This is a genomic window from Streptomyces colwelliae (assembly GCF_048158785.1).
Classification (GTDB): Bacteria; Actinomycetota; Actinomycetes; order Streptomycetales; family Streptomycetaceae; genus Streptomyces.
In genome coordinates, this window is record NZ_JBLTJC010000349.1 from 1 (window position 1) to 10,773 (window position 10,773).

Here is a 10,773-nt window from a genome sequence, read left to right on the forward strand (position 1 = left end):
CCCCTCACCGCCCCACCCGCCGCGGCAACAACCCGATCTCCTGCGCCCGCAACACCGTACTCACCCGATCCCGCGTCCCCAACTTCCGGTACAGCCCCTCCACATGCTTGTGCACCGTACGCACGGAGATCCCCAGCCGATGAGCAATCGCCGAAGCCGTGAGCGCATCGGCGAGCAGCAGCAGGACGGTGACCTGGCGGGGCGTGAGACGGGAGTCCGCCGATGCCTCCGGCGCCTCCTGCGGTGCCGTGGTCGCACGCCAGCGTTCAAGTAGCTGACGCTGCTGTTCCACGCCCGACAGCAGGGGCTGCAACTGCTCGGCGGCCCGCACATGATCCTCGGTGAAGTCCCCACCCGCACGGTAGACAAGGCAGCCGGTCACCGGCGTGGTCGTGCCGGGCAGAGGTATCGCCAGGACGTGGTCGGCGTCCATCAACCGGCTGATCGTGCCCGCGGTGCGGCTCCGCGCCCACCGTCGGCCGGCCATCCGGTGCGCGGTCCCGGGGCGGCGGACGGCACCGGCCCTGGCGTAGTGGTCCGCGAAGGGGTAGCCCCGGCGCAGCACCCCCATCGTCTCGTCCCCGATGTCGTCGATCCGTCCGATGTGCTCCGCGGCGGCGGGCGAGAGACCCATCGACCCGGTCCGGTCCGTCCACTCGCCGAGTTTGTAGATCAGCGCCTCGCCTCCGCACAGGCCCGGCAGGGCCGCGGCGACCAACGGCCACAGCCGCTCGGGTTCCCGTTCGTGCAGAGCCGCGACCGCGACCGCCAGCATGCGTTCGTACGCCCCGGCCGGCCCGCCCGTCATACGCCCTCACGATCCCGCGTGTTCCACGTCCACGTACGCGTGTACGCACGTACGTACTTCTCCCCATACCACCACGGCCATGGCACCCGGGAGAATTCACAGCGTTCCGGCAGCGCCCGCGACCGTATGGATCAAGGGAGTTGACGGTACGGATCCGCCTGCGCGGGGGACAGGCGGATTTCGGCCGTCCGGGTCAGGAACCCGGAACGGGAAACAGCAGGCAGCTGCTCGTGGCGTGCGCGAGCAGCCGGTCCTTCTCGTCGAACAGCTCGGCCTGGGCGAGCGCGGTGCGCCGCCCGCCGTTCAACACAGTCCCTACGGCTCGGACGCGTCCGGTGTCGGCCGTGATCGGGCGCAGGAACTTCACGGTCAGGTCGAGCGACGTGTATCCCATGCCCTGCGGCAGCGTGGACTGCACCGCGCAGCCCGCCGCGGAGTCGAGCAGCGTGGCGTAGACCCCGCCGTGCACGCTGCCGATGGGGTTGTAGTGCTCCTCCCCCGGCATCAGCGAGAACACCGCGCGTCCATGCTCCACCTCGTCGAGGGTGAAGTTCAGGGTGGCGCCTATGGGCGGTGCGGGCAGGCGTCCGGCCATCAGTTCCCGCAGGAATTCCAGACCCGTGGAGTGTCCTACGGCGGCTGCCGAGACGCCCGGATCGTCCCACTCGTACGTGCGCGACCGTCCCATACGGCGTTACCTCCCCAGCTGACTTCTTGAAAAGAAGCTAGATCTCATGACGGCTGGCTGTCAATGACAGAGCCAGGTGGCTACGCTGGCGGCATGGAATGGCTCGACGTGAGCACGGAGAACTGCCCGGTCCAGAGCACGCTCGATCTCGTCGGCGAGAAGTGGACCCTGCTGATCCTGCGGGACGCGTTCATCAGGGTCCGTCGTTTCGACGACTTCCGGCGCCATATCGGGCTGTCGGACGCGGTGCTGTCCGACCGGCTCCGCAAGCTGGTCGCGGCCGGCATCCTGACGACCGTGCCCTACCAGCAGGCGGGGAGCCGGACCCGGCACGAGTACCGGCTGACGAGCAAGGGCCGCGATCTGTGGCCGGTACTGATGGCCCTGCGGCAGTGGGGCGAGACGTACGCCGCCGACCCCGAGGGGCCGGTTCTCGACGTACGGCACACCGGGTGCGGTGCGCCGGTGCGTGTGGTGGTGGAGTGCGACGGGCCGCATGGCGCGCTGAAGCCGACCGAGGTCACGGCCGCGCCCGGACCCGGGGCGCGGCCGGTACGAATCCCGCTACCGGAGTGAGCGCTTGGGCAACGCGGAGCCGACCGTGAGCGAGGTGCCGTCGCCCCGGTGGACGGTGGCCGTGGGGAACAGCGGTGCGCTGCGCACGAGTTGGGAGGTGCCAGGCACCTCCGGGTACAGGCCGAGGCTCGCCCACACCGCCCAGGACGACATGGCGCCGAGGTCGTCATTGCCGACGAGTCCGCCGGGGACGTCGCTGAACAGCGTGGACAGGGCACGCTGGACGACGGCTCCGGCGCGGTCGGTGTGGCCGACGTGGGTGTACGCCCAAGGGGTGCCGAACGAGGGCTCGTTGCCCAGATAGGCGTAGGGCTGATCGGCACCCGCGTTCAGGCTGCTGAAGAAGGTGTCGAGGCGGGTCGTGACAGCGGCGTCGCCGCCCATCGCGGCGAACAGGCCGGGCAGGTCCTGCGGAACCATCCATGTGTACTGGGCCGCGTTGCCCTCCACGTACTCCGTCTTCTGCGCCGGGGTGAAGGCCGGCCAGGTGCCGTCGGCGGCGCGGGGCTGGAGGTAGCCGGTGGCGGGGTTGAAGAGGTTGCGCCAGTTCCCGGAGGCGCGCAGCAGGGTGTCGTAGGTGGTCAAGTCGCCGAGTCGGTGGGCGAGTTGGGCGAGCGCGTAGTCGGCGACGGCGTACTCGAGGGTGGTGGAGACCGAGCCCCAGACGCCCTTGGTGCCGACGGGGACATAGCCGAGGGTGTCGTACTGCTCGTGTCCGGGGCGCTGGCGTTTGTCCTGGCGGTCCACCAGGGCCGTGCGCAGCAGGGTGGCGGCGTCGAAGTCGGTGCCACCGAAGGCGTGGATCGCGGACGCGATGGCGGGCAGCGGGTCGCCGACCATGACGCCGCTGCCGCCGTTCGCGAGGGTCCAGCGGTCGAAGTACCCGGCTTGCAGGCCCTGGTTGAGGACGGACTGCGCGATGTCGGAGGCCTCGCGCGGGGCGAGCAGGGCCAGCAGCTGGACCTGGCAGCGGTAGACGTCCCAGCCGGAAAAGTTCGCGTACTGGACGTGCCCTGCCTGGGTGCGGTGCACGAGGCCGTCCATGCCGGTGTAGCGCCCGTCGCTGTCGCTGAAGACGCTGGGGTGCAGGAGGGCGTGGTAGAGGGCGGTGTAGAAGACCCGGCGCTGGGCGTCCGTGCCGCCGCCGACGGTGACGCGGTTCAGCCACTCGTTCCAGTCGGCGCGCACGGCCTGGCGGATCGTGTCGTACGACTGCGCCTTCTGCTCGGTGAGTGCGTTCTGGCGGGCGCCCTCGACGTCGACGAAGGAGACGCCGACCCGTGCGGTCACCGTGCGCACGCCGGGCGCGAAGGAGACCATGGCCGCGCCCGCTTTCCCGGCTGGGTGGGAGGACTTGGCGAAGGGCTGGTCGAAGGTGGCGTGGAAATAGAGCCGGTAGCGGTTCTTGGCCTTGCAGAAGGCGCCGCTGTCGCTGTAGCCGGACAGCGTGTTGGTGCCGATGTCAACCGATCCGGTGGCCGCGGTGAACGCCTTGGCCGCGTCGATGCTCACGGCGGCGGGGCGGGTGTCGCTCGCCGGGTAGGTGAAGCGGGCGATGCCCGAGCGCTGGGTGGTGGTCAGGTCGGTGCCGATGCCGTTGTCGAAGGTGACATGATAACTGCCGGGCGCCGCCTGCTCGTTGGCGTGCGAGAACGTGGCGTACGCCGGCGGTTCGGCGTCCTGCGTGGGCATGAAGGGGACGTTGCCGTAGGCGGCGCAGCCGGCTCCGGAGATGTGCGCGAGGCTGAAGCCGCGGATGCGGTTGTCGCCGTAGGAGTAGCCGCCGTGCTGGTACGTCACCGTGTCGGGGCTCCACTGCATTCCGCCGAGCGGTGCCGAGGCCCCCGGGAACGTGTTGCCCGCGCCGCCGCCGTGACCGAAGTCGGGGCCGCCGGGGGCGGTGCCGACGAACGCGTTGACGTACCGCGCGAGATCGTCGGCGGCCCGGGGCCGGGGTGTCCCGTCCGCCCGGACCGGGGCGGCGGCCGCTCCGGACGCCACGAGCACCGAGGCCGCCAGGACGGCTCGAAACAGGGGAAGTCGCACCACGTTTCTCCAGCCAGACAGGGAACCCGTCGCCCGCGCGGCGCCGGACCGCGAGTGTCCCCAACGCGCCCCCACCTGGCGTGCCGCCACACCGTCCGGGCGCGAGGACAAGCCGGTCGGGTCATCATTCCGCCGCTTCTCGCCATCGCCGACAGGGTGTGAAGTGGACGTGATGCGGGTGATGTGCGGGAAGGGAGGCGTCTGGAAACATGGGCGCCTCACACGGCGGGGGTGGCTGATGCGACGGGTTCGGGTGGCGCACGGGGTGATGGGTGCGGTTCTGTTCGGGGTGATGGCGGTCGGCTGTTCGGACTCCGGGGGCACGCAGCCGGCCGGGACGGGGCATCAGACGACCGCGTCCCCGCCCTCCTCCGCGTCGGCCTCCGCCGTGACGCGGAGTTCAGGCGACGGCCAGGACCCGTGGCGTGCCTGGACCAGGGACCTCTCCGGCTCGGAGGGGGTGCAGGTCTGCGGTGCCACGGCCCATCAGGTCGTATGCGCCACCGGCGCGGACGGCTTCGTCGGACGGTCCCGGACCGACGGCGCGGTCAGCTGGACCGTACCCGCCGCCGGCAGCGGCAAGAACCTCGGGCTCGTCGTGGACAAGACCGACGAACGCGCGGTGACCAGCGGCGGTCGCACACTGCGCGCCGCGAACCTGCGCACCGGCAAGGCGGCTTGGTCCCTCCGACTGCCCGCCGACCGCGTGTACACCGGGTACGTCGCGGCGGACGGAGTCGTCTACGCGCTCGACGCGTGGAGCAGCTTCGACCGCGAGGTGAACGTCGCGCTCGGTGCCTACCGGGCGTCCGACGGTACGACGCTGTGGCACCGGACCGTCGACGCCGACCGCTCCGAAAGCCCGGTCGCGTTCGGCGGGCGCGTCTACACGACCGACTCCTCGAAGGTCACGGCACGCGGCGCCCGTACCGGCGCGAAGCTCGCGACCTCTCCGTCGGGCACCAAGTGCCCGCACCTCATCGCCGGCGGCGACTACCTCGTGTGCTCGGGCAGCGCGTACACGGCCGAGGACACCTTTCCGCCCCTCCAGAGACTCGACCCGGGCGCCCTCCGACCGCTCGCCACCGCTGAGGACAGCGACCAGAAGCCGGAGCGCGCTCTGATCTCGGCCGACGGTGTGCTGATGCTCTTCGAGGTCAGTCCGGAGGACTCCAGCGTCGGGGACTGGAACGCATACGACCTCAACCACCCGAAAAAACTGTGGAGTTACTACACGACCTCGGAGCAAGCCGGCCTGGTCGGCGGGCGGTTCGTGACCTTCACCCCCCGCAACGACGCCGCCACCCGTGGACACCTGATCAGCATCGACCTGCATGCCGGACCCGACGCGAAAGGAGACGCCGCACCCCGTATGGCACCGGCCTACCCGGAGACCGTGGGCAGCGCGTACCCGGCGCTCGTCCTGCCGGGCGGCGACCCGCACTACGTCGTCATCGAGACGATGGTCCATCACATCCTGCGGTCGCTGCCGCTGCCCTAGGAGCAGATGCCCAGGGAACAGAACAGGATGAGATGGGTGGCACGGTGATCGACCACGATGAGGCGGGGGCAGTCCGGCCGTCGACGCTGGCCTGGGTGAGCCGGCAACTGGAGGCCGGTGAGCGGGTCGTCGGAACCGAGGCGCTGCACGGCGGGATCACAGCCGAGATGAGGCGACTGACCATCGGCGCGCGGGACGGAGGTACGCGTGACCTGGTGCTGCGGAGCTTCGTCGACCCGTACTTCGTGGAGCACGCCGAGGACCTGCTGACCCGCGAGGCCGACGGTCTCGCCCTGCTCACGGGAACCGGCGTGCCGGCTCCCGCGCCGGTCGCGGTCGACGCGACCGCCACGCAATGCGAGTACCCGTCGCTCCTCATGACGCATCTCCCGGGCCGGACGGTCCTCGACGACGAGGAGTTGGAGGCGCGCGTGCCCCTGCTGGCCCGTCAACTCGTGACCATCCACGCGCTGCGGCCCGCCGACCGGCCCCAGGAGTACAAGGCGTGGACGACCGCCGACAACGTCGTCCCGCCAGCTGGCGCCGACCCGGTGACCTGGGCCGCGGCGACCGACGTGATCCGCAAGCCCGCGCCCCCGTATGAAGGGCGTCTCCTGCACCGGGACTTCCACCCCGGCAATGTGCTGTTCGACGTGTCGCCTCCAAGCACGGCAGATCCCCGTATCACCGGGGTCGTCGACTGGGTGCAGACCTCCTGGGGGCCGGCGGACCTCGATGTGGCGCACTGCTCCAGCAACCTCGCCATGCTCCACGGCCCCGCCTGGGGTCTACGGTTCGCCGAGGCGTACGAGGAGGCCGGCGGAGTGCTGGCAGCGGCCGCGGACGAGCGGTTGTCCTGGCGGTTGCTGGACGCCCTGGCGTTCGCGGCCGGCGTGGAGTGGGTGGCGCGGCCGTGGCGCGAGGCGGGGAGGGCGGAGCTGACGACGCGGGCCGTGGAGGAACGGCTGGATGCCTACGTCGCCGCTCTGCTGGACGCGTTGGGCTGAGCCGGCGTGGTGCGGCGCGGGGTCCGAGCCGGCATCAACGTCCGTTATCTGAGCGCTTCCTGACGGACCATCGGTTGCGGTTCAGCCCTGGGACCGTCCGCCCCTGTTCAGTCCCGCCGGCCGGCTCGGACGACGCGGTCGACGACCTCCTCGGCCCGCTTCGGCTGTTCCGCGAACCAGTCGCCGAGGTGTTCCCGGACAGCCTCCGCGACGCACACCCGCACATCGGCGTTGCCCAGCAACGTGCGGGTGGCGCCGAGGTATTCGGGTTGGTCGAGCTTCACCGAGACGACCGCCGTGAGGCTCTCGACGATCAGGTCGGCGCGGGCATCGAGGTCGGACGCGGCCGGCAGGTCCCGTTCCCGCGCGAACGCGGTGACCGCGTCCACCACTCCGTCGCGGAAGCCGTCCAGGTGCGTGCCGCCCTCGTGAGTGGCCAGGCTGTTGGCGAAACCGCGTATCCGCGCCCCGCGGGAGTATCCCCACAGCAGGGCGACCTCCATCGTCCCCTCCATTCTCACGTCCTCCCGTTCGAAGCCGAAGACTTCCGCATGGGGGCACGCCCCCGCTTCCGCGTCGAGGGCGGCCACGAAGTCCCGCACTCCGTCCGGGAATTGGAACAGCACCCTTCGGGGCCCGCTCACCGGGCGTTCGTCGGTCAGCGAGATGGCCAGACCCCGGTTGAGGAAGGCCAGTTGCCGGAACCGCTCCGCCAGCACGGGGAACGAGCACCATGTCGTCTCGAAGATCTCGGTGTCGGGCCAGAAGGAGATGGTCGTCCCGCTTCCGGTCGCCGAGCCCGCGTCTCCGGTCAACGGCCCTACGGCGTCGGGCTGTTCGACCTCGGCACCGCGCGCGTACTCCTTGACCCACCGGGTCCCCTCGCCACGCACCTCAGCCGTCAGCCGACTCGACAGGGCGTTGGCGACGAAGAGTCCCATGTGGAAGGGGGCGATGACCGTAGTGCGTCGGCCGATGGGGCCGGACCCCAGATGGAATCTGGTCAACTGCGCTTCGAGGTCCGGTCCGCGGGACTCACCATCTCCCGCACCATCATCAACGACCCGCACGCCACCGTCGGCCGTGAGCGTCACGTCGACGGAGCCGGCGCGACCCGCGAGGACCTCACTCACGGCCCGGTCGATGACCTCCAACACGAGGTGGTGCAGGCCGCGTTCACCGGTTGAGCCGACGTACATTCCGGGCCGCTTCCGAACGGCTTCACTGCCCTCCAGCACCTTGATGTCGGCGGCGTTGTACTCCATGCCTTCCGCGCTCACGAAGACCCCTCCCATGGCGTTCGGTTGATCACCCCAGCGTAGGCGGAATCAACGAAAACACCAGGTCAGAGCCGTTTCGCCGAAGCCGCGTACGGGCGGGTGACGACCTGCCGGGAAGCGGGCGGCGCAGCCTTCGCGCACCACACCCGGAACGCGTCCGAGGGCCCGCCGAAGCCGCGTACGGCCCCGTTCCGGGCGCTCCCGAGGGCCTCAATTCCTGCGTGTGGCAGGCCAGTCGGGGAGGCCCGGCGGACGTGGTGAACGACGACGTGGATACGGCCGGAACGATGCTCAGTCGCTCCGCGCCGGGGCCGCCAGTTTCGCTATGTCCTTGAGGAGAGGTCGACAGCGGGAGAAGTCGTCACGGGACACCGAGAACCGGCGCCCCGCGGCGGTGATGCCGTACATGGGCATGACCGGGTTCCTGACCACGCGTCGGACCTCGGTCACGTCGCGCCAGGCACAGACCGTTTCGCTGCCCGGGCCGTACGTCTCGACCATGCCGCCCTCGAAGTGGACGATGCCGCCCTCGGCGTTCCGCCACAGGAAGCGGACGGAGAGGAACGTACCGACGATCACCATCAGACAGATGACGGCCCCCGCGTACGTCCTGCCGGACACGCCGTCGTCGAGGGTGTCGATCACGACGACGGGCATCAGGACGGCCACGAACCCCCAGCCCGACACCGCGAGCACCCACGCGTCGAACCGCGAGCGGTCGTAGACGGCCTTCAGCTCACCGAGCCCGGCCTCCTCGGCGGCACGCACCGCCGCGTCACGCGTCTCCTGAGTCATCCTCGACATCGCGCCCCCGCCAACCGGAATGGACATCGGTCCGTCTTCGATCCGCCGTCACCGTCGCACCTCACTGCGCCTACGGCGCCGACAGACCGGCCAGTTCCGACTCGAAGAACATCTCCGGGTCGAACCCCATGCCCGTGAAGTGGCCCGCGAGTTCCAGGGACAGGACGCCGTGCAGACGGGTCCAGAAGGTCAGGGCGCGATGGAGGGCCGCGGGTGGGGCGGGGTGGCCGCCCGCCCAGTGCCGGTGGGCTCCCAGGTCGACCTCGAACGGTGTCTCGGGATCGCCCGCGGGGAGCTCCGTGCTCGCGTCCAGCAGGGCCGCCATGATCTCGGACGCGATGCCGGTGACGTCCTCGGGCGCGTGGTAGCCGGGGACGGGTGTGCCGTAGATGAGGAAGTAGCGCTGGGGGTCGTCGAGGGCCCAGCCGCGCAGGGCGTGGGCCAGGCCCGGCAGGTCGGCGCCGGAGGCTGCGGCCGCGCGGAAGGTGTCGGCGAGGCTGCGGTAGGCGTCCCGGATGAGTTCGGTGATCAGGTCGTCGCGGCTGGCGAAGTACCGGTAGAGGGCGGGTCCGCTCATGCCCATCCGCTTGGCGATCGCGTTGAGGGAGAGCGCGGAGGCGCCCGCCGTGGCGATCTGTTCCCGTGCGCGTTCCTTGACCTCCGCGCGCACCTGGTCGCGATAGCGCTCGCGCGGGGTCTTCGTGCCCGTTTCCGCCATGACCGGCCGCCTTCCACTGCCACTGATCTACATGTTCAAGCTTCAGTTAGAAGCTATCACGATTGCACTTGACGACCCCTTCTCGCGTGAGTTACAACTTATAACGAACACGAAAGCACCTAGCTCGCAGCGGATCGCAGTGGAGGTCACCATGAACAACACGGACAACACGAACCACGTGGACAACACCACGGACGCACTCGTCGAGGTCGTCCTGCCGGGCAAGGTGGACCCGGAGGGCCTGGAAGTACGGCACGGTGCGGTCCCCGTCGCGGGCCCCGGCCAGGTCGTGATCCGGATGGAGGCGACCGGGGTCTCCTTCGCCGAACAGCAGATGCGGCGCGGCAAGTACTACGACCAGCCCCCGTTCCCGTTCGTCCCCGGCTACGACCTGGTGGGCACCGTCCAGAGCACCGGCGCGGGCGTCGAGCCGGGCCTCGCCGACACCCGGGTGGCCGCGCTGGTCAAGGTCGGCGGCTGGGCCAGCCATGTGCTCGTCGACGCGGCCGACGTGGTGCCGGTGCCCGAGGGGATCAGCGCGGCCGAGGCCGAGACCGTGGTCGTGAACGGCATCACGGCCTGGCAGATGCTGCACCGCAAGGCCCGTGTCCGCGCCGGCCAGACGATCCTGGTGCACGGTGCGAACGGCGGCGTCGGCACCGTCCTGGTCCAACTCGCCCACGCCGCAGGGGTGAACGTGATCGGCACGGCGTCCCCGCGCCACCACGACGCGCTGCGCGAGCAGGGTGTCGAACCCATCGACTACCGCACCCCGGACCTCACCGCCCGCGTCCGCGAGCTCTCCCCGCGCGGCGTGGACGCCGTCTTCGACCACGTCGGCGGCCCCGGCATCGTCCGGTCCTGGCACCTCCTCGCCCCCGGCGGCACGCTCGTCTCCTACGGCAGCGCCTCCACCCGTGACGACGAGGGCTCCAAGCAGCTGCCCGTGCTCAAGATCCTGGGCCGGGTCTGGACGTGGAACGCGCTGCCGAACGGCCGCCACGCCTACTTCTTCAACGTCTGGGCCGGGCGGGCCCTGAGCAAGAACAAGTTCCGCGCCCAGCTGAGCGCCGACCTCACCCAGGTCTTCGCGGCCCTCCAGCGCGGTGAGGTCAACGCCCAGATCGCCGCCCGACTGCCGCTCGCCCGCGTCGCCGACGCCCTGCGCCTGGCCGAGTCCGGCACGGTCGCCGGCAAGGTCGTCCTGACGCCGTGACGCGCCCCTACCGCAACGACGGCTTCAACGCCGCGTTCCTGGGGCAGTTGGCGCCCGGCTCGACGATGAAGATCATCAGCGCCGCCACGCTCATCGACAACGGAATCACGACGATGAACGGCCCGGCGC

10 protein-coding genes and 1 pseudogene are annotated in these 10,773 nt (G+C 70.5%); 5 read left to right on the top strand and 6 right to left on the bottom strand.

Translation table 11 applies throughout. From position 1 onward, the window contains the following. Nucleotides 1-4: 4 nt before the first annotated feature. Both ACNFOC_RS43025 and ACNFOC_RS43030 read right to left on the bottom strand, forming a co-directional pair. On the bottom strand, nucleotides 5-808 hold the full coding sequence (locus ACNFOC_RS43025; protein ID WP_416964448.1) for a helix-turn-helix transcriptional regulator: 804 nt from the start codon (nucleotides 806-808) through the stop codon (nucleotides 5-7). Nucleotides 809-1,001: 193 nt separating this feature from the next. Next, a complete protein-coding gene (locus tag ACNFOC_RS43030) occupies nucleotides 1,002-1,496 on the bottom strand; it encodes a PaaI family thioesterase (protein ID WP_416964449.1) in 495 nt (164 codons plus the stop codon). A 93-nt stretch (nucleotides 1,497-1,589) separates the two neighbouring features. Between ACNFOC_RS43030 and ACNFOC_RS43035 the strand changes: the two genes are divergently transcribed. Further along, the gene (locus tag ACNFOC_RS43035) at nucleotides 1,590-2,072 is read left to right on the top strand and encodes a winged helix-turn-helix transcriptional regulator (RefSeq protein WP_416964450.1); all 483 of its coding nucleotides are present in this window, start codon (nucleotides 1,590-1,592) and stop codon (nucleotides 2,070-2,072) included. Here ACNFOC_RS43035 and ACNFOC_RS43040 read toward each other — a convergent pair. Further along, a complete protein-coding gene (locus ACNFOC_RS43040) occupies nucleotides 2,061-4,118 on the bottom strand; it encodes a GH92 family glycosyl hydrolase (protein WP_416964451.1) in 2,058 nt (685 codons plus the stop codon). The two genes, ACNFOC_RS43035 and ACNFOC_RS43040, sit on opposite strands and share 12 nt — an antisense overlap. A gap of 268 nt (nucleotides 4,119-4,386) precedes the next feature. Here ACNFOC_RS43040 and ACNFOC_RS43045 point away from each other — a divergent pair, with 268 nt between their 5' ends. Continuing rightward, nucleotides 4,387-5,619, top strand: a complete 1,233-nt coding sequence (locus ACNFOC_RS43045) for a BamB-related PQQ repeat family beta-propellar protein (protein ID WP_416964452.1) — start codon at nucleotides 4,387-4,389, stop codon at nucleotides 5,617-5,619. Nucleotides 5,620-5,651: 32 nt separating this feature from the next. Then, complete coding sequence (locus ACNFOC_RS43050) at nucleotides 5,652-6,626, top strand: phosphotransferase family protein (RefSeq protein WP_416964453.1); 975 nt, start codon at nucleotides 5,652-5,654, stop codon at nucleotides 6,624-6,626. Between the two features lie 107 nt (nucleotides 6,627-6,733). Here the strand turns inward: ACNFOC_RS43050 and ACNFOC_RS43055 are convergent, their stop codons facing one another. From ACNFOC_RS43055 to ACNFOC_RS43065, 3 genes are all read right to left on the bottom strand, one after another. Further along, a complete protein-coding gene (locus ACNFOC_RS43055) occupies nucleotides 6,734-7,906 on the bottom strand; it encodes a DNA gyrase subunit B (protein ID WP_416964454.1) in 1,173 nt (390 codons plus the stop codon). A gap of 291 nt (nucleotides 7,907-8,197) precedes the next feature. After that, entirely contained in the window at nucleotides 8,198-8,701 is a 504-nt protein-coding gene (locus tag ACNFOC_RS43060; RefSeq protein ID WP_416964455.1) for a hypothetical protein, read from the bottom strand. A gap of 79 nt (nucleotides 8,702-8,780) precedes the next feature. Further along, entirely contained in the window at nucleotides 8,781-9,428 is a 648-nt protein-coding gene (locus ACNFOC_RS43065) for a TetR/AcrR family transcriptional regulator (RefSeq protein WP_416964456.1), read from the bottom strand. A gap of 151 nt (nucleotides 9,429-9,579) precedes the next feature. On the opposite strand from ACNFOC_RS43065, the gene ACNFOC_RS43070 reads away from it, so the two are divergent. Both ACNFOC_RS43070 and ACNFOC_RS43075 read left to right on the top strand, forming a co-directional pair. Continuing rightward, a complete protein-coding gene (locus tag ACNFOC_RS43070; RefSeq protein WP_416964457.1) occupies nucleotides 9,580-10,644 on the top strand; it encodes a medium chain dehydrogenase/reductase family protein in 1,065 nt (354 codons plus the stop codon). 8 nt (nucleotides 10,645-10,652) lie between these two features. Next, nucleotides 10,653-10,773 (top strand): annotated as a pseudogene (locus ACNFOC_RS43075) (penicillin-binding transpeptidase domain-containing protein); the annotation flags it as partial.

Coding starts and splice junctions, on each gene's coding strand:
- ACNFOC_RS43030 (WP_416964449.1), bottom strand. CDS start 1,496: ATGGGACGGTCGCGCACGTACGAGTGGGACGATCCGGGCGTCTCGGCA.
- ACNFOC_RS43035 (WP_416964450.1), top strand. CDS start 1,590: ATGGAATGGCTCGACGTGAGCACGGAGAACTGCCCGGTCCAGAGCACG.
- ACNFOC_RS43045 (WP_416964452.1), top strand. CDS start 4,387: ATGGGTGCGGTTCTGTTCGGGGTGATGGCGGTCGGCTGTTCGGACTCC.
- ACNFOC_RS43065 (WP_416964456.1), bottom strand. CDS start 9,428: ATGGCGGAAACGGGCACGAAGACCCCGCGCGAGCGCTATCGCGACCAG.
- ACNFOC_RS43060 (WP_416964455.1), bottom strand. CDS start 8,701: ATGACTCAGGAGACGCGTGACGCGGCGGTGCGTGCCGCCGAGGAGGCC.
- ACNFOC_RS43025 (WP_416964448.1), bottom strand. CDS start 808: ATGACGGGCGGGCCGGCCGGGGCGTACGAACGCATGCTGGCGGTCGCG.
- ACNFOC_RS43070 (WP_416964457.1), top strand. CDS start 9,580: ATGAACAACACGGACAACACGAACCACGTGGACAACACCACGGACGCA.
- ACNFOC_RS43050 (WP_416964453.1), top strand. CDS start 5,652: ATGGGTGGCACGGTGATCGACCACGATGAGGCGGGGGCAGTCCGGCCG.